Source organism: Halobacterium litoreum, assembly GCF_021233415.1.
GTDB classification, from domain to species: domain Archaea; phylum Halobacteriota; class Halobacteria; order Halobacteriales; family Halobacteriaceae; genus Halobacterium; species Halobacterium litoreum.
Window position 1 is genome coordinate 1,465,431 of record NZ_CP089466.1, and the last position, 25,766, is coordinate 1,491,196.

Annotated in this window: 21 protein-coding genes and 1 tRNA gene; 11 read left to right on the forward strand and 11 right to left on the reverse strand. The window is 68.0% G+C overall.

The window, feature by feature from the left end:
• Positions 1-13 precede the first annotated feature (13 nt).
• A complete protein-coding gene (gene gyrB / locus LT972_RS08055) occupies positions 14-1,936 on the forward strand; it encodes a DNA topoisomerase (ATP-hydrolyzing) subunit B (RefSeq protein ID WP_232569274.1) in 1,923 nt (640 codons plus the stop codon).
• A 2-nt stretch (positions 1,937-1,938) separates the two neighbouring features.
• A complete protein-coding gene (gene gyrA, locus LT972_RS08060) occupies positions 1,939-4,452 on the forward strand; it encodes a DNA gyrase subunit A (protein WP_232569277.1) in 2,514 nt (837 codons plus the stop codon).
• 206 nt (positions 4,453-4,658) lie between these two features.
• Here the strand turns inward: gyrA and rocF are convergent, their stop codons facing one another.
• The gene (gene rocF, locus LT972_RS08065) at positions 4,659-5,564 is read right to left on the reverse strand and encodes an arginase (RefSeq protein ID WP_269780526.1); all 906 of its coding nucleotides are present in this window, start codon (positions 5,562-5,564) and stop codon (positions 4,659-4,661) included.
• 93 nt (positions 5,565-5,657) lie between these two features.
• On the opposite strand from rocF, the gene LT972_RS08070 reads away from it, so the two are divergent.
• Positions 5,658-5,963, forward strand: coding sequence for a hypothetical protein (locus LT972_RS08070; RefSeq protein ID WP_232569279.1), 306 nt, complete (start codon positions 5,658-5,660; stop codon positions 5,961-5,963).
• 42 nt (positions 5,964-6,005) lie between these two features.
• On the opposite strand, the gene LT972_RS08075 is transcribed toward LT972_RS08070, so the two are convergent.
• Positions 6,006-6,926 carry an NAD-dependent epimerase/dehydratase family protein gene (locus LT972_RS08075; protein WP_232569281.1) on the reverse strand — a complete coding sequence of 307 codons (921 nt, stop codon included), beginning with the start codon at positions 6,924-6,926 and terminating at the stop codon, positions 6,006-6,008.
• Positions 6,927-7,015: 89 nt separating this feature from the next.
• On the opposite strand from LT972_RS08075, the gene LT972_RS08080 reads away from it, so the two are divergent.
• The 3 genes from LT972_RS08080 to LT972_RS08090 are packed head-to-tail and all read left to right on the forward strand — an operon-like array spanning position 7,016 to position 8,960.
• Positions 7,016-7,549, forward strand: a complete 534-nt coding sequence (locus LT972_RS08080; protein ID WP_232569283.1) for an Rrf2 family transcriptional regulator — start codon at positions 7,016-7,018, stop codon at positions 7,547-7,549.
• Between the two features lie 45 nt (positions 7,550-7,594).
• Complete coding sequence (locus LT972_RS08085; RefSeq protein WP_232569291.1) at positions 7,595-8,764, forward strand: NAD(P)/FAD-dependent oxidoreductase; 1,170 nt, start codon at positions 7,595-7,597, stop codon at positions 8,762-8,764.
• A gap of 43 nt (positions 8,765-8,807) precedes the next feature.
• Entirely contained in the window at positions 8,808-8,960 is a 153-nt protein-coding gene (locus LT972_RS08090; protein ID WP_232569293.1) for a hypothetical protein, read from the forward strand.
• Between the two features lie 76 nt (positions 8,961-9,036).
• Here LT972_RS08090 and LT972_RS08095 read toward each other — a convergent pair whose 3' ends face one another.
• From LT972_RS08095 to LT972_RS08135, 9 genes are all read right to left on the reverse strand, one after another.
• Complete coding sequence (locus LT972_RS08095) at positions 9,037-9,858, reverse strand: nucleoside phosphorylase (protein ID WP_232569295.1); 822 nt, start codon at positions 9,856-9,858, stop codon at positions 9,037-9,039.
• Between the two features lie 69 nt (positions 9,859-9,927).
• Positions 9,928-10,323, reverse strand: coding sequence for a cytidine deaminase (gene cdd / locus LT972_RS08100; RefSeq protein ID WP_232569297.1), 396 nt, complete (start codon positions 10,321-10,323; stop codon positions 9,928-9,930).
• A gap of 45 nt (positions 10,324-10,368) precedes the next feature.
• Positions 10,369-11,523 carry an ABC transporter permease gene (locus LT972_RS08105; protein ID WP_232569299.1) on the reverse strand — a complete coding sequence of 385 codons (1,155 nt, stop codon included), beginning with the start codon at positions 11,521-11,523 and terminating at the stop codon, positions 10,369-10,371.
• Entirely contained in the window at positions 11,516-12,832 is a 1,317-nt protein-coding gene (locus tag LT972_RS08110; RefSeq protein WP_232569301.1) for an ABC transporter permease, read from the reverse strand. Before LT972_RS08110 ends, LT972_RS08105 begins: the two co-directional genes overlap by 8 nt.
• Positions 12,829-14,397 carry an ABC transporter ATP-binding protein gene (locus LT972_RS08115; RefSeq protein ID WP_232569303.1) on the reverse strand — a complete coding sequence of 523 codons (1,569 nt, stop codon included), beginning with the start codon at positions 14,395-14,397 and terminating at the stop codon, positions 12,829-12,831. Before LT972_RS08115 ends, LT972_RS08110 begins: the two co-directional genes overlap by 4 nt.
• 34 nt (positions 14,398-14,431) lie before the next feature.
• Positions 14,432-15,586 carry a BMP family lipoprotein gene (locus LT972_RS08120; RefSeq protein ID WP_232569305.1) on the reverse strand — a complete coding sequence of 385 codons (1,155 nt, stop codon included), beginning with the start codon at positions 15,584-15,586 and terminating at the stop codon, positions 14,432-14,434.
• Positions 15,587-15,664: 78 nt separating this feature from the next.
• On the reverse strand, positions 15,665-17,026 hold the full coding sequence (locus LT972_RS08125; protein WP_232569307.1) for a phosphohexomutase domain-containing protein: 1,362 nt from the start codon (positions 17,024-17,026) through the stop codon (positions 15,665-15,667).
• Between the two features lie 54 nt (positions 17,027-17,080).
• A complete protein-coding gene (locus LT972_RS08130) occupies positions 17,081-17,554 on the reverse strand; it encodes a DUF5793 family protein (RefSeq protein WP_232569309.1) in 474 nt (157 codons plus the stop codon).
• 63 nt (positions 17,555-17,617) lie between these two features.
• Entirely contained in the window at positions 17,618-20,122 is a 2,505-nt protein-coding gene (locus LT972_RS08135) for an efflux RND transporter permease subunit (protein ID WP_232569311.1), read from the reverse strand.
• 121 nt (positions 20,123-20,243) lie between these two features.
• Here LT972_RS08135 and LT972_RS08140 point away from each other — a divergent pair, with 121 nt between their 5' ends.
• The 5 genes from LT972_RS08140 to LT972_RS08160 all read left to right on the forward strand — a co-directional run bounded on the left by LT972_RS08140 (position 20,244) and on the right by LT972_RS08160 (position 25,686).
• Entirely contained in the window at positions 20,244-21,005 is a 762-nt protein-coding gene (locus tag LT972_RS08140; protein WP_232569313.1) for a TrmB family transcriptional regulator, read from the forward strand.
• Positions 21,006-21,114: 109 nt separating this feature from the next.
• Positions 21,115-22,764 (forward strand): type II/IV secretion system ATPase subunit, encoded by a 1,650-nt coding sequence (locus LT972_RS08145; protein ID WP_232569315.1) that lies wholly within the window; start codon positions 21,115-21,117, stop codon positions 22,762-22,764.
• Position 22,765: 1 nt separating this feature from the next.
• The gene (locus tag LT972_RS08150) at positions 22,766-24,877 is read left to right on the forward strand and encodes a type II secretion system F family protein (RefSeq protein WP_232569316.1); all 2,112 of its coding nucleotides are present in this window, start codon (positions 22,766-22,768) and stop codon (positions 24,875-24,877) included.
• Positions 24,874-25,512, forward strand: a complete 639-nt coding sequence (locus LT972_RS08155; protein ID WP_232569318.1) for a class I SAM-dependent methyltransferase — start codon at positions 24,874-24,876, stop codon at positions 25,510-25,512. Before LT972_RS08150 ends, LT972_RS08155 begins: the two co-directional genes overlap by 4 nt.
• A gap of 103 nt (positions 25,513-25,615) precedes the next feature.
• Positions 25,616-25,686, forward strand: a tRNA-Gly gene (locus LT972_RS08160).
• The last annotated feature ends 80 nt before the right edge of the window (positions 25,687-25,766 follow it).

Consider the following 25,766-nt stretch of genomic DNA (forward strand, 5'->3'; position numbering starts at 1 on the left):
AGGTTCAACGTTCATGTCTGACCAAAGTGAGTACAGCGCTGGCCAAATCCAGGTCCTCGAAGGCCTGGAAGCCGTACAGAAACGGCCGGCGATGTACATCGGGTCCACTGACGCTCGTGGCCTCCACCATCTCGTCTACGAGGTCGTGGACAACTCCATCGACGAGGCGTTGGCAGGGTACTGCGACCACATCGAGGTGACGCTCCACGAGGACGGCTCCGTCAGCGTGGAAGACGACGGCCGCGGCATCCCCGTCGACACCCACGAGGAGTACGACCGCCCGGCGGTCGAAGTCATCCTCACCGTCCTGCACGCCGGCGGGAAGTTCGACGCCAAGTCCTACCAGGTGTCGGGCGGCCTGCACGGCGTCGGCGTCTCCGTGGTGAACGCGCTCTCCGAGCGCCTCGCCGTGGAGGTCGCTCGCGACGGCGCGAAGTACCGCGAGAAGTTCGAGCGCGGCGAACCCGTCACCGACCTCGAACGCATCGGCGACGTCGAGAACGGCGAGACCGGGACGCTGATTCGGTTCCGACCGGACGGCGACATCTTCGAGACCCTGGAGTTCGACTACTCCACGCTCGAAACCCGCCTCCGTGAACTCGCGTTCCTGAACTCCGGCGTCGAAATCACGCTCACCGACGAGCGCGACGGCGAAGACGGCCGCACGTCGACGTTCAAGTACGACGGCGGCATCCGGGAGTTCGTCGAATACCTCAACGAGAGCCGCGACGCGCTCCACGAGGACGTCATCTACTTCGAGGACGAGGAGGAGGGCATCCAGGTCGAAATCGCGATGCAGGCGACCGACGACCTCCAGTCCTCGACCCACGCGTTCGCGAACAACATCAACACCCGCGAGGGCGGCACCCACCTCACGGGGTTCAAGACCGCGCTGACGCGCACGGTCAACGACTACGCGAACGCAAACGACCTGCTCGGGGAGTTGGACGGCGAGAACCTCAAGGGCGAGGACATCCGCGAGGGGCTCACCGCCGTCATCTCCGTGAAACACCCCGACCCGCAGTTCGAGGGGCAGACGAAGACGAAACTCGGGAACAGCGAGGTCCGTGGCATCGTCGAGAGCGCGGTCCACGAGGAACTCGGGACGTTCTTCGAGGAGAACCCCGACACCGCCGAGGTCGTCGTGCGGAAGGCCGTCGAGGCCGCGAAAGCCCGAAAGGCCGCGAAGAAGGCCGAGGAGCTGACGCGCCGGAAGTCCGCGCTGTCTTCTACGAGCCTCCCCGGGAAGCTCGCGGACTGCCAGACGAAAGACCCCGACGACGCCGAGTTGTTCATCGTGGAGGGCGACTCCGCGGGCGGCTCCGCGAAGCAGGGACGCAACCCCGAGTTCCAGGCGATTCTCCCGCTCGGCGGGAAGATTCTGAACGTCGAGAAACACCGCCTCGACCGGATTCTGGAACACGAGGAACTGCGTCACATCATCACCGCGCTCGGCACCGGCATCGGCGACGAGTTCGACATCGACGACCTCCGGTACAAGAAGATCGTGATGATGACGGACGCCGACGTCGACGGCGCGCACATCCGCACGCTGCTGTTGACGTTCTTCTACCGGCACATGAAGCCGCTGCTGGAGGCGGGCTACGTGTACGCCGCCCAGCCGCCGCTGTACCGCATCCGGTACCGCGGGAACACGTACGACGCGATGACCGAGGCCGAACGCGAACAGATTATCGAGGAGAAGTGCAACGGCAACCCGACGCAGGTCCAGCGGTTCAAGGGCCTCGGTGAGATGAACCCCCAGCAGCTCTGGGACACGACGATGGACCCCGACAACCGCATCCTCAAGCGCATCACCGTGGAGGACGCGGCGGCGGCGGACAAGATGTTCTCCGTGCTGATGGGTGACGCCGTCGAGCCGCGCAAGCGGTTCATCCAGGACCACGCGCAGGACGCCGAGTGGGTGGACATCTAACGATGAGTTCGGACACACCAGACCTACCAGACGACGTCGCGGACCGAGTGAAGAACGTCCGCGTGGACGAGGAGATGGAGCAGTCGTACATCGACTACGCGATGAGCGTCATCGCGGGGCGCGCGCTCCCGGACGTCCGCGACGGCCTGAAGCCCGTCCACCGCCGCATCCTGTACGCGATGCACGAGGCGGGCGTGACGAGTGGCTCCAGCCACCGGAAGTCCTCGAACATCGTCGGGGACACGATGGGCGATTACCACCCGCACGGCGACTCCGCCATCTACGACGCGCTCGTGCGGATGGCACAGGACTTCTCGATGCGCCACCCGCTCGTGGACGGCCAGGGGAACTTCGGGAGCGTCGACGGCGACCCGGCCGCGGCGATGCGGTACACGGAGGCCCGGATGGCGCCCATCGCGGAGGAACTGCTGACTGACATCGAGAAGGACACGGTGGACTTCGAGGCGAACTACGACGACCGCCTCACGGAGCCGACGGTGCTGCCGTCGGCGTTCCCGAATCTGCTCGTCAACGGCTCCTCGGGGATTGCGGTCGGGATGTCGACGAACGTCCCGCCGCACAACCTCGGCGAGGTCATCGACGCGACGATTCACCTCATCGACAATCCCGATTGCACGGTCGTCGACCTGATGGAGTACGTGAAGGGGCCGGACTTCCCGACCGCCGGGAACATCGTCGGGCGCTCGGACGTGAAGCAGGCCTACCAGACGGGCCGCGGTCGCGTCCGGATGCGCGCCGAGTACCACGTCGAGGAGGGGAAGCGAAACGAGAGCATCGTCGTCACCGAACTCCCCTACCAGCAGAACAAGTCGAAGCTCGTCGAGCGCATCGCCGACGACGTTCGCGACGGGAAACTCGAGGGGATTCGGGACCTGCGAGACGAGTCCGACCGGAACGGCGTGCGCATCGTCGTGGAACTCAAGCAGAACGCGAACACCGACGTGGTGGAGAACCGCCTGCTGGAGTCCCACCTCGAACGCACGTTCGGCGTCATCAACCTCGCGCTCGTGGACGGCCAGCCGAAGGTCCTCACGCTCAAGGAGATGCTCGAGGAGTACGTCGCTCACCGGAAGGAAGTGGTGCGGCGGCGCTCCGAGCACGACCTCGCCGAGGCCGAGGACCGGGCGCACATCCTCGAAGGCCGCCTGAAGGCCCTCGAAGAGGTCGACGACGTGGTCGACACCATCCAGAACGCCGAGGACCGCGACGCTGCGAAGGAAGCGCTGAAGGAGACGTTCGAGTTCACCCAAGAGCAGGCCGACCACATCGTCCGGATGCAACTCGGGAGCCTCACGTCGATGGAGTCGGCGGAAATCGAGGCCGAGTACGAGGACGTGACGGCGCGCATCGAGCGCCTGAACGAGATTCTCGGCAGCGAGCAGGAACTCCTCGACGTCATCAAAGGCGAACTCCGCGAGGTCAAAGATGAGTACGACGACGAGCGCCGCACCTCGTTCATCGAGGACGCGGGCACCGTCACCGACGAGGACCTCATCCCCGAGGAGGACGTCGTGGTCGTGCTCAGCGAGGGCGACTACATCAAGCGCGTGCCCGCCGACACGTTCGACGCCCAGCACCGCGGCGGGAAGGGCATCATCGGCACCGACCTGAAAGAGGGCGACCGCGTCTCGACGGTGTTCTCCGCGAGCACGCACGACTACCTGCTCTGTTTCACGAATCAGGGGCAGGTCTACCGCCTGAAGGTCTACGAGGTGCCCGAGATGTCCCGTACGGCGCGGGGCACCTCGGCTGTGAACATCCTCGATTTGGACGACGGCGAGGAGATTTCCGCCGTCGTCACCGCCGACGACCTCGACTTCGAGGCCGAGGACGAGTTCCTCACGATGGCGACCCGCGACGGCTACGTGAAGCGCACGAACGTCTCCGAGTTCGGGAACATCCTCTCGACGGGCATCATCGCCATCTCGCTTGAGGACGGCGACGAACTCGCGGACGTGGAGGTGACGAACGGCGCGAGCGACGTCATCCTCGGGAGCGAACACGGGATGGCGATTCGCTTCGACGAGAACGACGTGCGTCCGATGGGCCGGAACGCCCGCGGCGTGCGCGGGATGGACCTCGAGGGCGACGACCGGGTCGCCGGCGTCGCCGCGGTCGCGCCCGACGACGACCGCACCCTGCTCACCGTCACCGAGTTCGGGTACGGGAAGCGCACGAACCTCTCGGAGTACCGCAAGCAGTCCCGGAACGGGAAGGGCCTCGTGGACATCAAGACCGGCGACCGGAACGGCAACGTCGTCTCACTGGACACCGTCGCGGACGACGACAACCTCGTCGCGATGAGCGAGGGCGGACAAATCATCCGCATGCCGGTCAACGAAATCTCGACGTACGGCCGGAACACGAAGGGCGTGAAGGTGATGGACGTCGAGGAGGGCGACGAAGTCGCCGCCGTCTCCGTCTACAACCCCAACGCGGGCGACGACGAGGACGAAGCCGAAGAAGAGACCGAAGCCGAAGAAGCCGACGAGTAGCGCGCTAACCCACACTTTCTGCGGCTAGCATCCGCGAGCGAGTGGTTCGAAGAACCCGATCGAAGCGGTTCTCTGCGCGAGTGAGCAACGCGAATGAGCGCAGGCGCCGAGCACCCCCGGCAGGGGGTGCGACGGCGCTTTTTCCCCAAGTTTTTGCCGAGTGAGGCGCGGCAGAGCCGCGCCTCACGCAGCGCAAAAAGTGGGTTTCAGAGGATACGCTTCCCGAGCGCGCTGGCGGCGAGTTCGGCGGCGATGTCGGCGGTGCGGTTGGATTCGTCCAGAATCGGGTTGACTTCGACGATGTCCATGGAGCGCAGGACGTCCTCGGCGCGGTCGCGTTCGGCGACGGTTTCGAGGGCGGCGTGGGCTTCGCGGTAGGTGGCGCCGCCGCGGACCGGGGTGCCGACGCCGGGGGCTTCGTGGGGGTCGAGCCAGTCCATATCGAAGGAGACGTGGATGCCGTCGACGCCGTCGGTGGCGTAGTCGAGGGCTGCTTCGACGACTTCGGTGATGCCGTCTTCGTCGATGTCGCTCATCGTGTACGCCTTCATGTCGCTGTCGCGGATGGCGTCGCGTTCGGCCTCGTCGAGGGTGCGGAGGCCGACGTAGACGACGTTCTCCTCGCGGAGGCCGGCGGCGTTCGCCCACGGCATGTTCGCGAAGTCGCCGCGGCCGAGCGCGGCGGCCAGCGGCATCCCGTGGACGTTCCCGCTCGGGGAGGTCTCGGGGGTGTTGAAGTCGCCGTGCGCGTCGAACCAGACGGCGCCGATGTCGGCGTCGCGGGCACAGCCCGCCATCGAGCCGATGGCGACGGCGTGGTCGCCGCCGAGGACGAGCGGGGTGCGGTCGCCGTCGATGGCGTCCGCAACTTCGTCCGCGAGGCGGGTGCAGAGGTCTTCGATTTCGGGGAGGAACTTCGCGGATTCGTCGCCGGGGTCGCGCTCTTCGGCACGGGGGACGAGCAGGTCGCCGGCGTCGACCGCTTCGACGCCCGCGGCCGCGAGTTCGTCGGCGAGGTCGGCGTACCGAATCGCCGACGGTCCCATGTCGACGCCGCGTCGGTCCGCGCCGTAGTCCATCGGCGCACCGATGAGGTGGACAGTCCTGGTCACGTTCGCGTGTACGGCGAGCAGGGTTTAGTACGTCCGGTTCACCGGCTCACGTCACCGAGATTTTTTATAGAAAGACAACACTGTTTGGGTCGTATGTCCGCCCTGACCGACCTCCGTCACATCGTCCGCGGCGTCGCCGTGTGGGCGGTGTGGGTGGTGCTGACCGGGAGAGTGAACCACGACCGGACGTACGGACAACTCCGGCGCCTCACCCCGAAGCAGTTACTCGCACACGCCCTCCCGCTCGTCCTCGTGGCCGGCGTCGCCGTCCACCTCGCGTTGAACATGCCGACCGAGTTCAAGGTCGTACTCACGATGGGAAGCGCGATGGGCGTCGCGCTCGGCGGGACGCTCGTCGTCGGAACGCTCCTCCTCGACTGGCATCTCACGCACGCGTAGCGAGAACCGGGACGCTCACCGAGAATCGGGTTCGCGGAACCGTTAGGCGTCGTCGGCGTACGGCGCACAGACCTGTTCGACGCCCTCCTCGAAGGAGACGGACGGCTCCCAGCCGGTCGCCTCGCGGAGTTTCGACGCGTCCGAGCGCTGCTCGAAGTTGTAGTTCGAGAGTTGGACCGGCTCGTACTCGGGATTGATGTCCGTGCCGAGCGCGTCGTTCAGCAATTCGACCGTCTCGTTGAACGACACGCTCTCGCCGGTGCCGACGTTGTAGACGCCTTCGAGGCGTTCGTCGGCGACGAGTTCGAGCGCGCGAACCACGTCGCTGACGTGCGTGTAGTCGCGGGTCTGCTCGCCGTCGCCCCAGAGCACGGGCGCCTCGCCGTTGGCCATCTTCTCGGCCCACTGCGAGACCGTGTTCGCGTACTGGCCCTTGTGCTCCTCGGCACCGCCGTAGCCCTGATAGACGGAGAAAAAGCGCGTGCCGGCGACCGCGAGGTCGTCGTAGAAGTCGTTGTAGTACTCACCGTAGCGCTCCCGCGAGAGCATCGACGCCTCGTAGCCGGTTTTCGCGGTGAGGTCGTCGGTCTCGCGGCCCGGCGGGTCGTTGTCGTAGAACGACGACGTGGAGGCGTACACCACGGTGTCACAGCCGTCGTCGCGGGCCTGCTCGACGACGTTCACGAACCCCTCGACGTTGACGCGCGCGCCGAGTTGCGGGTCGTCTTCGAGCATCGCGCGCGAGGAGAGCGCGGCGAGATGGAAGACGGCGTCCACGTCCGTCGGCAGGTCGTCGTCGAGCACGTCCGCCTCGACGAACTCCACGCCGTCGTCGAGGTTCGATGGGGTGCCGAGGTAGCCGTTGTCCAGCGCGACCACGTCGTTGTCGGTCGCGAGGTGGTTCGCGAGGTTCGATCCGATGAACCCCGCGCCACCGGTCACGAGTACGCGTTTCCCGTTCATACGTGGGGGTCGTCGTTCCCCCCGTAAAACCTACCGCATCGACCTTCGCCATCGGGGGTTTTAAGAAAAACAGCGGCGAAGTTCTCGGTATGTCATCAATCGAGTTGACCTCTAGCCAGAAGACCATTCTCCGGGCGCTGGTCGACCTCTACACCCAGCGCGAGGAGGCGGTCAAGGGCGAGGACATCGCCGAGGAGGTCGACCGGAACGCGGGCACCATCCGGAACCAGATGCAGAGCCTGAAAGCCCTCCAGTTGGTCGAGGGCGTCCCCGGCCCGAAGGGCGGGTACAAGCCGACCGTGAACGCCTACGAGGCGCTCGAAATCCAGCAGTTGGACACCGCCGCGGAGATTCCGGTCGTCCACGAGGGCGAAGAGGTCGAGGGCGCGAACGTCCAGGAGATCAATCTCACGAGCGTCCACCACCCCGAACTCTGTCGCGCGGAGATTCACCTCCGCGGCTCGGTCAAGGGGTTCCACGAGGGCGACGAGGTCGTCGTCGGGCCGACGCCGCTGTCGAAACTCGTCGTAGCGGGCACCGTCGACGGGAAAGACGACACGAGCAACATCCTCATCCTGAAGATAGACACGATGGAGGCGCCCGCCGAAGAACCAGCACACTGACCGCGTTTCGCAGGCTTTGTATCGCAGGGCCCCCGAGGCTCTGCCATGACCACGAGAGTCGTCGTTCTCGGCGCAGGCTACGCCGGCGCTGGCGCGATATCCAAACTCGAATCCGAACTTGGTTCTGACACCGAACTCGTCTGGATTTCGGACACCGACTACCACCTCGTTCTCCACGAAGCCCACCGCGTCATCCGCGACCCCGGTGTGAAGTCCAAGATCACGATTCCGGTCGAGGACATCAAATCCCGCTCGACGCGGTTCGTCCACGACGCCGTCGCTGACATCGACACCGACGAGCGCGTCGTCGAACTCGAGGACGGCGACGACGAGTCCTACGACTACCTCGTCGTCGGCATCGGCTCCGACACCGCGACGTACGGCATCGAGGGAATGGACGAGCACCCGCTCACGCTGAAGGGCCTCGACGACGCCCTCGAAATCCACGAGCAGGTCAAGGAAGCCGCGCAGGACGCGACCCGCGAGGACCCCGCGCAGGTCGTCATCGGCGGCGCCGGCCTCTCCGGCATCCAGAGCGCCGGGGAAGTCGCCGAGTTCCGCGACCGCCACAACGCCCCCATCGACGTGACGCTCGTGGAGGCGCTGCCCGAAATCTTCCCGCCGGGCGACAGCGAGATTCAGGGCGCGCTCCGCCACCGCCTCGAGGACGCGGGCGTCGACATCCTCACGGACGACCCCATCACGGCGGCGACCGAGGACCAACTGGAGTTCGACGAGCGGGACGCGCTCGACTACGACGTGTTCCTCTGGACCGGCGGCGTCACCGGCCCCGCCGAACTCGGCGAGGTCGACCTCGAAGCCGAACACAACCGCCTGCAGGCCGAGTCCACGCTCCAGACCGAGGACGAGCGCGTGTTCGCGGTCGGCGACTGTTCGATGATTTCTCAGGGCGACGACCAGAGCGCGCCGCCGACGGCGCAGGCCGCGTGGCAGGCCGCCGACGTCGCCGCGGAGAACGTCGCGCGAGAAATCGAGGGGCGCCCGCTGAAGTCCTGGACGTACGACGACCAGGGGACGCTCGTCTCCATCGGCGAGACCGCCATCGCCCACGAGGTCCAGATGGGCGGCGTGTCCGCGCCGGTCCGGACGTTCAACAGCATGCCGGCAAAGGTCCTGAAGAAGGGCGCGGCGGCGCGCTGGATCGCGAAGATCACGTCGTGGTCGCGCGCGATGAAGTCCTGGGACGCGCTGTAAGCGGGTAGTAATCTTCGAGTACCGGGGCCGCGAACGCTCCGACATGGCGGAAGTTCTCCAACTCGCGTTCGCCGCGTTCGTCTCCGTGACGCTCGTCGCGCTCGGCGTCTACATCGGCGCGCTACGAGCTCTCGACGTGTTCTACTCCGAGCAGGACAGCATCTTCCTCTCCGACGACGCCGGGCCGCGAGAGTGACCGGCGGTAGTCGGCTTCGCGCACCGCTCCTCGAAAAATTTGCACCGAAAAGCGCGAACGCTCCGCGTTCGCGTGACTACTCCAGACTCATGCCGGCGTGCCACTGGTCGACGCCTTCCTCGGCTTTCTTCTGGTCCATTTTCGCGAGCAGGTGGACCGCGAGACTCGCCGTCTCGGCGGCGGTGGTCTCGCCCTCGGTGAGGAACTCGCCGGTCTCGCGGTTCGCGAACACCGAGCAGACCGCGCCGGCGCGCAGGCCGTAGATGTTCCCGAGCGTGCAGATGGCGGCGGCCTCCATCTCGATGTTCTTCACGTTCGCGTCACGGAGTTCGTCGAGCATCGTCTCCGCGCCCGGGGCGCGGAACCCCTCGAAGCCGTCGCGGCCCTGTCCCGCGTAGAAGGAGTCCGAGGACATCGTGAGGCCGACGTGGTAGTCGTGCCCGAGGCGCTCGGCGGCGGCGACGAGCGCGGCGACGACCTCGTGGTCGGCGACCGCGGGGTAGTCCTCGCGGACGTACTCGTCGCTCGTGCCCTCCTGTCGGACCGCGCCCCGCGTGATGACGAGGTCGCCTGGCTCCATGTCCGCCTGCAGCGCGCCACAGGAGCCGACGCGGATGAACGTGTCAGCGCCGACGCGCGCCAGTTCCTCGACGGCGATGGCCGCGGACGGCGACCCGATGCCGGTGGACGTCACCGAGATGGGCGTCCCCTCGTACTCGCCGGTCGCGGTGCGGTACTCGCGGTGGTAGGCCTTCTCCTCGTGGTCGTCCCAGAACGGCGTAATCTTGTCCAAGCGCTCGGGGTTACCAGGGAGCAAGACGGCGTTCGCAACGTCACCCTCGGAGAGTTCGAGGTGGTACTGGACCTCGTCGTTCGGGTCCTCGCTGTTTCCGGGCATGCCACCCGATTCGGGCCCCTCGGGCAAAGTGTCTTGCCGTTCGATTCCGTCCCGCCGGCGTCCGCGCCGCTACTTCCCGAGCGTCTCGGGGGAGATGGTGTTCGGGATGAGTTCGCCGAGCGTGTAGCGGTCGAAGCCGTCACCGGTGTCACACAACACGGGGGTGTCGTCGTCGCAGAACTCCGCGAGCGTCTGCCGGCACATCCCGCAGGGCGTCACGCCGTCGCGCTCGCCCGAGGTGACGACGATTCGCTCGAAGTCGCGGTGGCCGGCCTTGATGGCGCGGCCGACGGCGACTTCCTCGGCGTGCAGGCTGTTCGAGTAGTTCGCGTTCTCGATGTTGCAGCCGGCGAACACCTCGCCGCTCTCGGTGAGAATCGCGGCGCCGACCTCGTACTCGGAGTACGGCACGTAGGCGTCGTCGAGTGCGTCGCGGGCGCGGGCCAACAACTCGGAGTCGTCCATGCCACCGGATTCGAGACCCGCAGTCAAAAAGCCGCCGCGTCCGGGTTACTCGCCTTCGCCCGACTCGTAGGGGTCGCCCGCCGCGTCCGGGGTGCGGGTGCGCCCGAACAGCGCGAGGACGACGATGACCGTGATGTAGGGGACGGTGCGGACGAGCGGGCGCGGCACCTGGAAGACGTCCCGGGCCTGGAGCGTGAGTTGGGTGGCGTCGAGGCCCGCGAACAGCATCGTGGAGAGGAACGCCCCGATGGGGTTGTAGTTCCCGAACAGGTACGCGACGATGGCGATGAAGCCCTTGCCGTTGACCATCGTCGGGCCGCTCCCGGTGAACTGGCCGATGCCGAGCGCGAGCGCGGCGCCGCCGACGCCGGAGAGCACGCCCGACAGCAGGACGGCGGCGTACCGGACGCGGTGGACGTCGACGCCCGCGGTGTCCAGGGCCTTCGGGTTCTCGCCGCTCGCGCGCACCCAGCGACCGAACGCGGTGCGGTTGAGCGTGTACCACGACAGCGCGACGGCGACGAACATCAGGTAGACGGTGGGGTTGGCGTCGAACAGCGCGCCGAAGAACGGGATGTCGACGAGCGCGAAGTCCACCACCGGGATGTCGGTCACCAGGAGGTCCGAGAGGACGGGGATGTTCATGTTCGGGAGCGTCCGGAGCGTCGTGACGCTCGTGGACGTCTTCCCGCCGTAGATGACGGTCGACGCGAACGGCGCGAGGCCGAGCGCGATGAGCCAGACCGCGAGCCCGGCGATAATCTGGTCGGCCTTGAACTCGATGCAGACGACGGCGAACAGCGCGGCGAGCAGCGTGCTCGCGACGACGCCGCCGAACAGGCCGATCCAGACGCTGCCGGTCATGTCGACGGCGTAGATGCCGGCGAACGCGGAGATGATGAGCAGGCCTTCGAGACCGATGTTGATGACGCCGGCCTTCTCGGCGAAGATGCCGCCGAGCGCGGCGAACGCGATGGGGACCGAGAGCCGGAGCGTCGCGGCGAGGGTGGAGTCCGCGGTGAGCACCGTGAACAGGCGACCGGCGTCGGTGCTCGGGAACAGGAGGCCGGCCGCGGTGAGGCCGACCGCGAACAGCAACGCGACGACGACGACGCCCTGCTGGAGGGTGCTCCGTCCCTCGAACAGCGCGGCGTTCGTGCGCCTGACTGCACCGAGGAGTCGCGCGGTGGCGCTACTCATCGCTACCACCTCCGTCGGTCGCGACGGCGCCCCGGCGCTGTTCGTCCTCGGGGAGGAGCGTCCCGAACTTCCGGCCGAGGAGCCGGAAGAACTCCGGCATCGCGACGAACAGGATGATGAGGCCGCGGAGCACGCCGACGAGTTCCGGCGGCACGTCGCTGCCGACCTGTACGACGATGGACCCGCTCTGGAGCACGCCGAACAGGAGCGCGGCGAACCCGACGCCGAGCGGGTTGTTGCCCGCGAGGATGGAGACGGTGATGCCGTCGAAGCCGTAGGACGGCACGCCCGTCTGGAAGTTCCCGAGTTGCATCAGCACGTAGATAGCGCCGCCGACGCCGGCGAGCGCGCCCGAGAGCGCCATGCTGGAGACGATGGTTCGGTCGGCGTCCACGCCGCCGTACTCGGCGGCGTCCGGTTGAATGCCGCTCGTGCGCACGTCGTAGCCGAAGGAGGTGCGCGTGAGCAGGTACCAGATGCCGACCAGCGCGAGGACGGCGAGGCCGAGTGCGAGCAGCGAGAAGTCGTCGCGGGCGCGGAACAGCAGCGCCGGGAACTGCGAGAACTCGGGGAGGGCTTTCGTCTGGTTGGCGAGGCTCTCGGGGTCCTTGAATCGGCTGGCGTCGGAGACGAGGTAGAGCGCGACCGACGTCGCGACGAAGTTCAGCATGATGGTGGTGATGACCTCGTTGGCGTCGGCGTACGCCTTCAGCGCGCCGGGGAGCGCGCCGTACGCGCCGCCGCCGAGCGCGCCGAACAGGATGCCCAGCGGGAGCAAGACGAGGCCGGCGACGACGCCCGTGCCCGCGAACAGCGGCGCGACGTACAGCATCGCGACGGCGGTGAGGAGCGCGCCGACGACCAACTGGCCCTGCGCGCCGATGTTGAACACGCCGGCGCGGAACGCCACGGCGACCGCGACGCCGGTGAACGCGAGGATGGTCGTCTCGGCGAGCGTGGTGGCGAACTGGCCGTTCAGGGGGTCCCACGAGAACGTCATCGTGGAGAAGTCGATGACGACGTTCCCGAGCGCCCCGAGGAACAGCTTGTCGTAGACGGCGAACGGGTCGTAGCAGAACCCCATCGCGAACAGCGAACTGCCGCCCGTGAACTGCGTGACGAAACTGCCGGGGAACGCGAGCGTGTACGCGGCGGTCTGGCACTCGGCCATCCGGCCGGCGCCGAGGATGATGAGGCCGCCGATGAACACGGACAACAGGAGCGCCGACGCGCTGATGAGAATGCGTTCGGTGCGCGACGCGGTGACGAGGCGTTTCATCGCGGCCTGCGCTCGGTCGCGGAGCGTCACGACTCCACCCCCGTGGCGGGCGCGTCGATGCTCGGATACTCCTCGGGGTACTCGCCCGCCATCAGGAGCCCGAGTTGCTCTTCGGTGACCTCGTCGGGGTCGACGACCGCCATCACGTCGCCGTCGTGCATGACGGCGAGGCGGTCGGAGAGCCCCTTCACTTCGTCGAGTTTCGAGGAGACGAGCAGGACGCCGCGGCCGTCCTCGCGCAGGTCGAGCAGTCGGTCGTGGATGAACTCCTGGGAGCCGATGTCGACGCCGCGGGTCGGGTGCGTGGCGACGACCAACCGGGGGTCGCGTTCGAACTCGCGCCCGACGATGAACTTCTGTTGGTTGCCGCCGGACAGCGACTCGGCGTCGGCGTCGGCGTTCGGCGGGCGGACGTCGTACTCGTCGACGATTGCTTCGGCGTGGTTCCGGGATTCTGGCCAGTCGATGCGCCCGCTCTCGGCGAACGGTTCGGCGTGCTGGCTCCCGAGGATGCCGTTCTCCACGAGGTCGAACTCCATCACGAGGCCGCGCTCCTGCCGGTCCTCGGGGACGTACGCCATCCCGCGGTCGATGCGGGAGCGACGCGAGTCACCGGTGACGTCCCGCCCGTCGAACGTGACCGTCCCCGACTCGGGGTCGCGGAGGCCCGTGACGGCTTCGACGAGTTCGGCCTGTCCGTTGCCGTCGACGCCCGCGATGCCGAACACTTCGCCCTCGCGGACGGAGAAGGAGACGTCGCTGACGGCCGGGACGTCCCGGTCGTCGCGCACGGACAGCGAGTCGACGCCGAGCACCTCCTCGCCCGGCGTCACGTCGGGTTTGTCGACTTCGAGGATGACTTCGCGTCCGACCATCAACTCCGCGAGTTCCTCCTGGGTGGTCTCGTCGGTGGACACCGTCCCGACTTGCTTCCCGTCCCGGAGGACGGTCACGTCGTCGGCGGCGTGCATCGCCTCGCCGAGTTTGTGCGTGATGAAGATGACAGTCTTCCCCTGGTCGGTGAGTTCGTCGATGACGCCGAAGAGGTCCTCGACCTCCTGAGGGGTCAGGACCGCGGTCGGTTCGTCGAGGATGAGGATGTCGGCGCCGCGGTACAGCGCCTTCAGAATCTCGGCGCGTTGCTGGACGCCGACGCTCGCCTCCTCGACCAACTGGTCGGGGTCGACGTCGAAGCCGTAGCGCTCGCTGAGTTCGACGACTTCGCGGCGCGTCGCCTCGCGGTCGACGGCGAGTCCGCCCCACTTCCGGGGTTCGTTCCCGAGCGCGATGTTCTCCGCGATAGTCATCGGGCCCACGAGCATGAAGTGCTGGTGAATCATCCCGATGCCCGCGTCGATGGCGTCCCGCGGCGACTCGAAGACGTGTTCGTCGCCGTTCACGCGGATGGTCCCGTCGGTGGGCTGGTAGAGCCCGTAGAGGACGTTCATCAGCGTCGTCTTCCCCGCGCCGTTCTCGCCGAGCAGCGCGTGGACGCTCCCGCGCTCGACGGTCAGGTCGACTTCGTCGTTGGCGACGACTCCCGGGAAGCGCTTCGTAATCGATTCGAGTCGGACTGCCGCGTCCGTTGTGCTCATTTCGTGCAGGTAACAGGGGGGTGGCGGAGCGGCTCTAAACGTTCGACGGGTCGGTCGGGACGGAGATGTCGCCCTCGATGATGCCCGTGCGAGCGTCCTCGACTGCGGTCTTCACGTCGCTGGGAATCTCGGAGCCGAGTTGCTGGCCGTAGACACAGGAGACACCTTCCTCCTGCAGGCCGAGCGTGGTGTGTTCGCCGCCGGGGTACTCGCCGTTGACCTTCGCCTCGATGGCGTTGTACACCGCGGTGTCGACGCGCTTGGCCATGCTCGCGAGGATGACGTCGGCGTAACTGGACTTCGTGACGGACTGGTCGCGGTCGACGCCGACCGCGAACTTGCCTTCCTGCTGGGCCGCCTGGAAGACGCCCGTCCCGGTGTTCCCGGAAGCGTGGTAGATGATGTCCGCGCCCGAGGAGTACATCTGGAGCGCTGCCTCCTTGCCGCCGCTCGGGTCGTTGAAGCTACCGATGTAGGACGTGGAGACGTCGACGTCGTCGTTGGCGTACTTCACGCCGGCCTTGAAGCCGGCCTCGAACTTCTTGATGAGGCCGCCCTCGACGCCGCCGACGAAGCCGAGGTTCGTGGAGTCGGACTGCGTGGCGCCGGCGCCCGCGGAGAAGCTCTGCGTGGTGAGCGTGGACGCGAGCACGCCGACGAGGAACGACCCCTCGTGTTCGCGGAACGTGTAACTCGCGACGTTCGGCTCGTCGACGACCTCGTCGACGATCTGGAAGTCCTGGTCGGGGTACTGCGTGGACGTCTCGGAGAGCGAGTCCTTCTGCAGGAAGCCGATGCAGGAGACGAGGTCGTAGTCCGGGTTCGTCGACCCCGCGAGTTGCTGCTGGTAGTTCGAGAACTGGGTCGCGGAGTCGGGCTGGGTCTCCTCGTACTCGATGTTGTACTCGTCTGCGGCCGCGAACAGGCCCTGCTGAGCCTGGTCGTTGAACGACCCGTCACCGAGGCCGCCGGTCGCGTACACCATCCCGACGTTCGTCACGTCGGACTCGCTGCTGGTCGTCGACTCCGTCTCGGTTCCGGTCTCGTCGCCGCTCTCGGTCGTCGACTCCGTGGTGTCTTCGTCGTCTCCCCCCGAGGGACCGCCAGTACAGCCAGCGATGCCGCCGAGCCCCGCCGCGCCGAGACCCGCTGTCGCTTTGATGAACTGCCGCCGGTCGAACTCTGACATAGTTGGTCTAAGGAGTGGTACGTATCCAGATAAAAGCGTCGTTTCGGGGGATTCGACGTCTCAGACGCGGAAATCTTGTCAGGCGTCTGCGACGGCCGACTCGACCACGCCGGCGGCCTCCTCGACGAGGTCGTCCACGTCGTCGCTCTCCGCGTACACGCGGACGTACGGCTCCGTCCCGCTCGGGCGGACGAGGAGCCACGAGGCGTCCGGGAACTCCAGTCGGACGCCGTACTCGGTGTCGACGTCGGCGTCCGGGTACGCTTCGGGGAGGCGGTCACCGAGCGCGTCCATCGCCGCCGCCTTCTTCTCGTCCGGGCAGTCCACGCTGACCTTCCGGTAGGGGCGTTCGGTGACCGGGTCGCGGAGCGGGCCGAGGCCGCCGGCGTCGGCGACGAGTCGGGAGAGCACGGCGGCCGAGGCGACGCCGTCGATCCACCCGCCGAACGCGGTGTGGACGTGCTTCCACGGTTCCGCCGCGAACACGACGTCGCCGCCGTCGGCTTCGGCCGCGGCGATGCCCTCGTGGAGCGCGCCGAGTCGAACGCGCTCGACGCGCCCCCCGGCCTCGGCGACGCGTTCGTCGATGCGCGCGCTCGCGTTCGGCGTCGTCACGACCACCGGGTCGTCAGCGTCGCTGTCCCGCGTGTAGTGCTCGGCGAGCACCGCGAGCACGGTGTCCTCGTGGACGACTTCGCCGTCGCCGTCGACGACGACGATGCGGTCGGCGTCGCCGTCGTGTGCGATGCCGAACGCCGCGTCGCCGTCCGCGACGAAGTTCCGGAGGTCGGTCACGGTTTCCGGCGTCGGCTTGCTCGGACGGCCGGGGAAGTGGCCGTCGACGTTCGCGTTCAGGGTCACGACGTGCGCGCCGAGGGCGCGCAGAACCTGGGGCGTGGCGACGCTCGCGACGCCGTTCCCGCAGTCCACGGCGACCGTCAGGCCGTCGAGTGGCGCGCCGTGGTCCGCGGCGAAGCCGGCGACCGCCTCTCGGTAGTCGGTGAGCACGTCGACGTCCTCGGCGTCGCCCCACTCGTCCCAGGTCGCGTAGTCGGCGCCGTCCTCGACGCGGCCGTCGACCGCGCGCTCCATCTCGCGGTCGTACTCGGAGCCGTCCACGAACAGTTTGATGCCGTTGTCCTCCGGGGGGTTGTGGCTCGCCGTCAACTGCACGCCGCGGCGACCCCGCGAGGCGTACGCGAGCGCCGGCGTCGGGAGGACGCCGGCGCGGAAGACGCGGGCCCCGGCGGCCTCCAGTCCCGCGGTCATCGCCGCCGCGAGCGCCGGCCCGGTCTCCCTGCCGTCACGCGACACGACGAACTCGCGGTCGTCGTCAGCCCGTGCCTCGGCGGCCGCCGCCGCGCCGACCGAGAGCGCGAGCTCCGGGTTGACGCGTTCGACGGCGTCGCCGCGAATGCCTGCCGTACCGAAGAGGTCCATGCGCTGACGGAGCGGTCGCTCTCACTTAGTTGCCGTGTTCCGGGCGGCGACGGCTCAGAGTTCGACGCCGCTCGGAATCAGACTGTGGCCGCGCAGGAGGTCGCCGTCCGCGCTGTAGACGAGGAACGTGGACTTCTCGTAGACGGCCAACTGCTCGCCGTCGACGAGAATTTCGACGCGGTAGCGCCCCTCGCCGTCGTCCGTGGACTCGCCGTAGCGGCGGGCCGCGCGCACGAAGCGGAGGACGTCGTCGGCGTCCTCGTTCAACTCGAAGACGAAGTCGCCGGTGATGCGGTTCGTGACGGAGACGACGCCGGTCGCGCCGGGGTCGTCCACGTCGTCAGTCAGCCGGAAGCCGGCGTCCGTCTCGCTCGCGTCCAACAGGTCGCCCTCGTGGTCCGTGAGTCGGTCGCGGAGCTCCTCGGCGTCGCCCGTGAACTCGATTTCGACGTTCGGCTTCCGGGGGTCGCCGTCCTCGGCGACCCAGTCGACGTTCGTCACGTCCAGTTCGAAGTAGTCCCGGCGCATTCCCTGCCGGACAGTACGGCCGACGGGGAAATGAACGTAACGCCCGCGGTCGCCGTCGGGCCGTCAGTCCGCCACGTCGATGGCGTCGCCGCGGCGGCGGTACCAGAGCGCGAGCAGGCTCGGGAGGACGACGACGCTGGCGACGAACGCGAACGCGATGGCGGTGCTGGTGACCGCGCCGAACCGGCGGAGCGACGGCACGAGCGCGAGGACGAGCACGCCGAACCCGCCCGCCGTGGAGGCGGCCGAGGCGAGGAGCGCGCCGCCGGTGCCGCGGACGGTGGCGTCGAGCGCGTCGAAGGCGTCGGCGTCGCCGTCGAGTTCGTGGACGAAGCGCTCGCTGACGTGGATGGCGTAGTCGACGCCGAGACCGATGGCGATGCTGGCGATGATGGCCGTCTCGGTGGTGAACGGGATGTCGAGCAGGTACATCGCGCCGAGAATCCAGCCGAGCGCGGCGACCACGGGCACCATCGTGACGGCGCCCAGCGAGGCGGCGCCGTACCGGCGGTGGAACAGCGCCGTGAGGAACGCGAGGATGACGCCGAGCGTGAGCAGGAACGTCTCGACGAGCGTGCGCAGCAGGCCGCGCTGGACGATTTCGTCGACGACTGGCGACCCGGTTGCGGTGGCGCGCAGTTCCGAACCGTCCTCGACGGTGGCGGCGACGCCCCGCAGGTCGCTCGTGATTTGCCCGGTGCTCGCGCTCGCGGAGACGGCGAACCGGACGTTCAGCGCGCGGTACTCGTCGCCCTCGCGGTTGACGACCGACTGCGCGGCGTCGGGGGCGTTCGCGTACAGCGCGTCGTAGACGCGAGCGAGGTCGCGGTCGGGGACGCCGTCGCCGTCGGTGTCGGTGTCCGCGACGATGCCGGCGACCGTCCCGTTGCCGTCGGCGACCTCGCGGAGCACGGAGAGGGGGCTGTCGACGGCGGGCCGCCCGCTCGCGAGGTCGATGACGCTCGGCGCGTCGGCGGCCGCGGATTCGGCGGCGGCGACCCGCTGGAGAGTGTCGGGTTCGGTCACGTCGCCCCTGACGACGACGTACCCCGTTCCCCTGTCGCGGGACTGCACGAAGTTGTCGTTGAGGAAGACGACGTTCTCCCGGAGTTGGTAGTCGCTGGGCGCGAACGGTCCGGGCAGCGAGTCCATCCAGTCGGGCGAGTCGCGGGGCAGGAAGTCGACCTGGTCGATGGACGTGTCGATGTCGGTGGCGGCGTACCCGCCGGCGGCGCTCGTGACGAGCGCGAGCGCGATGACGACGAGGGGCGCGCGGCGCGCCACGGTCGTGCCGACGCCGACGATGCGTCCGGCGACGCCGCCGTTGCCGAAGGCGGCCTTTCGACGGTCGAAGCCGACCCGCTCCAGCAGGCCGTCGACTTCGAGTTTGACGGCGGGCAGGAGGACGGCGAAGACGACGAACGCGGAGACGATGCCGGCGGCGCTCACGACCCCGAACTCGGCGATGGCGCCGATGGGGCTGACGGCGTTCGAGAGGAAGCCGACGGCGGTCGTGAACGTCGTCGCGGCGAGCGCGACGGTGACGCCGGCGAGGCCGGCGCGCATTCCCTCGAACGGGCCGCGCTCGGCGTCGTCGGCGCGGGCTTCCCGGTAGCGCATCACGACGTGGAGCGCGTAGTCGATGGAGAGGCCGACGAGGAGGAACGGGACGGCGATGAGAATCTGGGTGACGCCGATGCCCGCCCACCCCATGAAGCCGGCCATCCAGACGAGGGTGAGGAGCGTGCCGAGGAGCGCGAGCGTCACGTCGACGACGTCGCGGTAGGCGACGCCGAGGATGCCGAGGATGAGCACGAGCGCGACGGGCGTGATGAGGATGAAACTCTCACCCGTGGCGTTGCCGGACTCCTCGTCGACGATGCCGGCGCCGAAGACGAACGTCTCGTCGGCGACCGTCTCGGCGGCGACGTCGCGTGCGGTGAGTTGGGCGTCCACGACGTCGGCGGAGAGCGCGTCGCCGTCGGTGGACTGGAAGACGAGGAGGCTGCGCGTGGACGCGGCGTCCCCGCGCTCGAAGGACGTGGGGAGCAGCCGGTAGGGGTCGACGCCGCCGACGGACCACTCGGGGTCGAGGACGCGGTCGACGGCCGCGTCGACTTCTTCGGGCGACATGGACTCGACGGTCTCGATTTGGGCGGCGAGCGACGGCGGCGGGCCGCTCTGGTTCGCGCCGGCGAGCGCGACGAGGTTCCCGATGCCGACCGTCGACTGGCCGTCGCGGAGGGTCGGCCCGACGGTGGCGTTCTCGCGGAGCGCGCGCTGGAGGCGGAGCGTGTCCACGAGTGACTCCTTCGAGAGGACGTCGTCACCACGGACGACCACCTGCATCGTGGTGACGTTCTGGTCGCCCGCCGCGAAGTTGTCGCGGACGTAGTCGAGTTGGCGTGCCGCCTCCGAGTCGCTTGCGAACCCCGTTATCGAGAGGCCGGCGTCGACGTTCGCGGCGCCGGCGCCCATCACCGCCGTCGCCACCAGCAGGACGGCGACGACGACTTTGCTGTACTTCGTCAGGGTCGCTGCGTATCGGTCGGCGAGTCCGTCTCCCATCGTCTGCCCTAGCCCGCCCGGTGGACTTAACTTTTAGTAGATTTCTACAATAATTCGTGACCCGAGCGGGGTCGGACGCGAAGCGACTTCAGTGCGGGACGCGGAGCGAATCACAGGAGCGATGAGCACACACGAGGCAGTCGACGCGCTGCGGGAACTCGGCCTCTCGAACTACGAGGCGAGAGTGTTCGTGGCGCTCCAGCGACTCGGCGGCGGCACCGCACAGGACGTCGCTCGCACGTCCGAGGTGCCGCGGTCGCAGGTGTACGGCGCCGCCGACGACCTCGCCGTCCGCGGACTCGTCGAAGTCGTCGAATCCTCGCCGAAGGAGTACCGGCCCGTGAGCCTCGACCGGGCGCGCGCGCAACTCCGGGAGCGAATCGAGTCCCAACACGACCGCGCGTTCGAGAACCTCGAAGCGGTCCACGGGGAGCGCGACGCCCACGCCGACGAGAGCGACGTGGCGACACTCCACGGCAGCGACACGATTCGGGACCGCACCGCGGACCTCGCGGCGGACGCCGACGACGAGGTGATTCTGGTCGGTGCGCGCGCCGGCGACCTGCGCCCCGACCTCGTCGCGGCCCTGGAGGAGCGCGCCGACGATGGGGTCGAGGTGACGGTCGTGACGGCGGACCCCGAGACAGCAAAGCGACTCGCCGACGGCGTCCGCGTGGTCGTGTCGCCGGCGAGCGGCGACGACGGCTACGTGGGGCGGACGCTCGTCGTGGACGACGCCACCGTGTTGCTGTCGGTGCCCGCCCGCGACGACGCCGAACCCTACGACGAGGTGGCGATGTGGACCGCGAACACCAGCATCGGCCGCATCCTCGTGCGGTACGTCCACGCCGGGATGCAGGCCGGACTCGACGCCGAGGACTGACAGCGCGGGCCGCGGGTGCGGCGCCGGTGGTCGATTCGAGCGCTGGCGAGGCGGCGCGAGAACGCGGGCAGTTTTTAAGTTCACGCGGGCGAAGGTGTGGGTAGCATCGATGCCGAACGACTTCCTCGCCGACCTCGACGAACGCGTGGACCGCCTCCGCCACCAGGTCCACCGGGCCGCCGAAGTGCTGCGCGGGTCGACCGTGGAGGTCACCGAGTACGACCCCGCGGCCCACGGACCGCTCGTCTCCTTCGACGGCCTCGCGGGCTACGAGGAGGTCGACCGATACTGGGTGAACGCGCCGTACGCGTTCGTCTACGTCGGCTTCGACCCGGAGAACGACGAACACCACTACCACGTCGTCGAACCGGGCTTAGACGACTTCGAGCAGGAACTCTTAGAGACGCTGTACGACGACATCCGGGACGCGCTCATCTACGACGCGGAGTACGACCCCGACGACCCGGAAGCCGTCCTCAAACAGCAGATGAAGACCCTGCTGGAGGAGTACGGCGTGGACGTCGGGATGAACGCGTTCTACCGGCTGTTCTACTACCTCCACCGGGCCTTCGAGGGGTTCGAGAAGCTCGACCCCCTGATGAAGGACCCGCACATCGAGGACATCTCGTGTGACGGCTACGACGTGCCGCTGTTCGTCTACCACGACGACTACACGGACATCGAGACGAACGTCACCTACGAGCAGGAGGAACTCGACGGCTTCGTCGTGCGGCTCGCTCAGCAGTCCGGCCGCCACATCTCCATCGGCGACCCGGTGACGGAGACGACGCTGCCGGACGGCTCCCGCGCCGAACTCGCGCTCGGTGAGGAGGTCACCCCGAGAGGGTCGGCGTTCACGATTCGGAAGTACAGCGAGGACCCGTTCACGCCCGCGCGCCTCGTGGAACTGGACACCTTCGACTTAGACCAGATGGCGTACCTCTGGCTCGCCATCGAGTCGAACAAGAGCCTGCTGTTCGCGGGTGGCACCGCCTCCGGGAAGACCACGTCGATGAACGCCATCTCGATGTTCATCCCGCCGCGCTCGAAGGTACTCACCATCGAGGACACCCGGGAACTGACGCTCTACCACGAGAACTGGCTGTCCTCCGTCACCCGGGACTCCATCGGCGAGAGCGACGACATCACGATGTACGACCTGCTGCGGTCGGCGCTCCGCCACCGCCCCGAGTACATCGTCGTCGGCGAGGTGCGCGGCGACGAGGCGATGACGCTGTTCCAGGCGATGAACACCGGCCACACGACGTACTCGACGATGCACGCGGACAGCGTGCAGACGGTCATCAACCGCCTGGAGAACGACCCCATCAACGTCCCGCGCGCGATGATTCAGAGCCTCGACATCCTCTGCGTGCAGACGCTCACGCACGTCGGCGACGAGCGCGTGCGCCGCAACCGCGTCATCGCGGAAATCGACGGTATCGACCAGCGCACCGGAGACTTGGACTACTCCACGGCGTTCGAGTGGGACCCCACGTCCGACAGCTTCGACCAACGCGACTCCACCGTCCTCGACGAGATTCAGGACGAACGCGGCTGGTCGCGCAGCCAACTCCTCCGCGAGTTGCGGAACCGCAAGCGCGTGCTCCGATACCTCACCGAACAGGACGTGACCGACTACCGGCGGTTCACGGCGCTCGTCAACGAGTACTACGCTCAGCCCGAACGCGTCGTCGAGCGCGTCCGCGAGGAACTGGACGAGGACGTGGTCGTGGACGCGCCCGGAGCCTCCGAGTGAGATGGTTCTGCTCTACCTCCCGCTGGTGGTCGTGTTCGCGCTCGTCGCGCTGTTCACTGTCGCGCCGCTCGTGCCATCGTTCGACCGCGCGCTCTCACGCGTAGCAGTCGCTCCCTTCGGTCGGTTCGCGAGCGAGCGCCAGCCCTCGAACCCGAAGCAAGTGAAGGCGCTTCGGGGCGCGCACGTCGCACAGACGTACCGCGTGTACGCGGCGCGAACCTACCTGTTCGCGTCCGTCGCGGCGTTCGCCGGGAGCATCCTCGGCGTCTACCTCGTCGCGGGCGTGCTGGTGTTCCTCGGGAACGCCAGCGAGAGCGTGCAGGCGCAGTTCCCGGACGCGGTACAGGGCTTTTTCGCCACGTCCCCGGCGGACTTCTCGGTGCCCGAACTGTTCGTCTTCTTCCTCGTGTCGGGCGCGACGCTCGGCGTGGTCGCGGGGTACGCGACGTACCGCGTGCGCTGGCTCCTGCCGTCGTACACCGCCGGGGAGCGCGCGCGCCGCATCGACGCGTCGATGGAGCGCACGGTGGCGTTCATGTACGCGCTCTCCCGGTCGGGGATGGCGCTCCCGGACGTGTTGCGCACGCTCGCGCAGAACCGCGAGGTGTACGGGGAGAGCGCGCGCGAGATGTCCGTCGTCGTGAAGGACGTCGACCTGTTCGGGTCGGACATCCTACGGGCGCTCGAACGCCTCGGCCAGCGCACGCCCAGCGAGGACCTCTCGGAGTTCTCTGAGAACCTCACGAGCGTCCTGCGGAGCGGCCGGAAACTCCCCGAGTTCCTGAAACAGGAGTACGAGTACTACGCCGAGGAGTCCGAAGCCAAACAGGAACAGTTCCTCGAACTGCTCGCGACGCTCGCCGAGGGGTACGTCACCGTGCTCGTCGCGGGGCCACTCTTCCTCATCACCATCCTCGTCATCATCGGCCTGACCCTCGGCGGTACGCTGAACTTCCTCCGTCTCACGGGCTACCTCCTCATCCCGATGGCGACGGTGGCGTTCGTCGTCTACCTCGACTCCATCACGGAGATGGCGACCGGCGGCACCAAATCGGAACACGACGACGTGGACGCCGGCACGCGCTTCCAGTCCATCCGGCGCGCGCCCTCGCCGACCCAGACCGACGGCGGGACGGCTGTGTCTTCGGGCCCCGACTCCCGGCAAGCGAACCGCGAGCGCTTCGAAGCACACGAGACCCTGCGCCCGATTCTCTACCGCCTCCGCCACCCGTTCGCCGTCGTGCTGGAGACGCCCCGCGTGCTGTTCTGGGTGACGACGCCGATTGCGCTCCTCTACCTGCTCGTCGCGTGGTGGCCCCAGTTGTCGGCGGGCGTGACGAACCTCACGGCGTACGACGACGCGTTCGTCCACGCGGCGCTGTTCGTCCTCGGGACGTTCGCCGTCGCCTACGAGATTCACCGCCGCCGCCTGAAAGCCGTGGAGGCGGGCGTGCCGGACTTCCTCGACCGGTTCGCGTCCACGAACGAAGCCGGGATGTCCGTCGTGGAGAGTCTCGGGCGCACCGTCACGAGCAACCTCGGCGCGCTCACGAAGGAACTGCAGCGCACGTGGACCGACGTGCAGTGGGGGGCGCGCGTCGAACACGCCTTCGAGCGGTTCCGCCAGCGCACCGACACGCCCGCCGTCTCCCGAGTCGTCACGCTGACGACGAACGCGATGAGCGCGAGCGGCGACCTCGGGCCGGTGTTGCGCATCGCCGCCGACGAGGCGAAGTCCACGCGTCGCCTCGAACGCGACCGGCGCAACGAGATGCTCACGTACCTCGTCGTCATCTACATCGCCTTCTTCGTGTTCCTCGCCATCGTCGTCGCGCTCGACGTCATCTTCATCCCGAACATCCCGTCGGCGGGGTCGGGCGCGGGCCTCCCCGAGAACCCGGCGGTCTCCACCGGGCCGTTCTCGCGAGCCACGCAACTCACGGAGTCCACGAAACAGGCCTACAGCACCGTGTTCTTCCACACGAGCATCGTCCAAGCGGTCTGCTCGGGACTCGTCGCCGGACAGATGGGCGAGTCGAGCGTGAAAGCCGGCGCGAAACACGCGACCGTGATGCTCTTGGTCGCGTACCTCACGTTCCTCGTCATCGGATGACCGGCGACGTCCACCGAACCTACGACCGCATCGCCGAGCACTTCTCCCAGACCCGCGAGTACCCGTGGCCGGAAGTCGAGGAATTCCTCGACGGCCGCGAGGCCAACACGGCCCTCGACCTCGGCTGTGGCAACGGCCGCCACGCGGAACTGCTCGCCGAGCGCGCCGCCCGCGTGCTCGGCGTCGACGCGAGCGTCGGCCTGCTCGCGGAGGCCCGTGACCGAGCGCGCGAACGCGACTTCGACCTCTCGCTCGTCGCCGGCGACGCCGCACGCCTCCCGCTCGCAGACGACACCGTCGACCTCGCGGTGTACGTCGCGACGCTCCACCACCTCCGAACGCGCGAGAGCCGCGTCGCCAGCCTCGACGAACTCAAACGCGTCCTCGCCCCGGGCGGCGTCGCGCTCGTCAGCGCGTGGAGCACCGAACACGACCGGTTCGATGCCGACGAAGGGTTCGACACCGACGTGGACTGGACGCTCCCCGGCGGCGAGACGGTGCCCCGGTTCTACCACGTCTACGCCCCCGACGAGTTCCGCGCCGACCTCGAAGCGAGCGCGCTCGCCGTCGACGACGCCTTCGTCTCCAGTGGCAACTGCTACGCTGCCGTCCACGCCGAAGGGAAACGCCCATAAACGACGGCAGGGAAGGAAGAAATGGTTCCACCGACGGGGCGCGAGAGCGCACCGATGGTGAGCGAACCCGAAGGGTTCGCGAGCCACGGTGTGAACGAAGTGAGCACCGGTGGTCTAGTGGCAGGACCTGAGCCTTCCAAGCTCATGGCCCGGGTTCAAATCCCGGTCGGTGCACTCCCTGCGGTCGTTTACCGACCGAAGTTCGCAGTCCTCCGGACTGCTCACTCCCGGTCGGTGCATTTCTGTCGAGCGAG

Coding starts and splice junctions, on each gene's coding strand:
- gyrB (WP_232569274.1), top strand. CDS start 14: ATGTCTGACCAAAGTGAGTACAGCGCTGGCCAAATCCAGGTCCTCGAA.
- gyrA (WP_232569277.1), top strand. CDS start 1,939: ATGAGTTCGGACACACCAGACCTACCAGACGACGTCGCGGACCGAGTG.
- LT972_RS08070 (WP_232569279.1), top strand. CDS start 5,658: ATGTCCGCCCTGACCGACCTCCGTCACATCGTCCGCGGCGTCGCCGTG.
- LT972_RS08075 (WP_232569281.1), bottom strand. CDS start 6,926: ATGAACGGGAAACGCGTACTCGTGACCGGTGGCGCGGGGTTCATCGGA.
- LT972_RS08080 (WP_232569283.1), top strand. CDS start 7,016: ATGTCATCAATCGAGTTGACCTCTAGCCAGAAGACCATTCTCCGGGCG.
- LT972_RS08085 (WP_232569291.1), top strand. CDS start 7,595: ATGACCACGAGAGTCGTCGTTCTCGGCGCAGGCTACGCCGGCGCTGGC.
- LT972_RS08090 (WP_232569293.1), top strand. CDS start 8,808: ATGGCGGAAGTTCTCCAACTCGCGTTCGCCGCGTTCGTCTCCGTGACG.
- LT972_RS08095 (WP_232569295.1), bottom strand. CDS start 9,858: ATGCCCGGAAACAGCGAGGACCCGAACGACGAGGTCCAGTACCACCTC.
- cdd (WP_232569297.1), bottom strand. CDS start 10,323: ATGGACGACTCCGAGTTGTTGGCCCGCGCCCGCGACGCACTCGACGAC.
- LT972_RS08105 (WP_232569299.1), bottom strand. CDS start 11,523: ATGAGTAGCGCCACCGCGCGACTCCTCGGTGCAGTCAGGCGCACGAAC.
- LT972_RS08115 (WP_232569303.1), bottom strand. CDS start 14,397: ATGAGCACAACGGACGCGGCAGTCCGACTCGAATCGATTACGAAGCGC.
- LT972_RS08120 (WP_232569305.1), bottom strand. CDS start 15,586: ATGTCAGAGTTCGACCGGCGGCAGTTCATCAAAGCGACAGCGGGTCTC.
- LT972_RS08125 (WP_232569307.1), bottom strand. CDS start 17,026: ATGGACCTCTTCGGTACGGCAGGCATTCGCGGCGACGCCGTCGAACGC.
- LT972_RS08130 (WP_232569309.1), bottom strand. CDS start 17,554: ATGCGCCGGGACTACTTCGAACTGGACGTGACGAACGTCGACTGGGTC.
- LT972_RS08135 (WP_232569311.1), bottom strand. CDS start 20,122: ATGGGAGACGGACTCGCCGACCGATACGCAGCGACCCTGACGAAGTAC.
- LT972_RS08140 (WP_232569313.1), top strand. CDS start 20,244: ATGAGCACACACGAGGCAGTCGACGCGCTGCGGGAACTCGGCCTCTCG.
- LT972_RS08145 (WP_232569315.1), top strand. CDS start 21,115: ATGCCGAACGACTTCCTCGCCGACCTCGACGAACGCGTGGACCGCCTC.
- LT972_RS08150 (WP_232569316.1), top strand. CDS start 22,766: ATGGTTCTGCTCTACCTCCCGCTGGTGGTCGTGTTCGCGCTCGTCGCG.
- LT972_RS08155 (WP_232569318.1), top strand. CDS start 24,874: ATGACCGGCGACGTCCACCGAACCTACGACCGCATCGCCGAGCACTTC.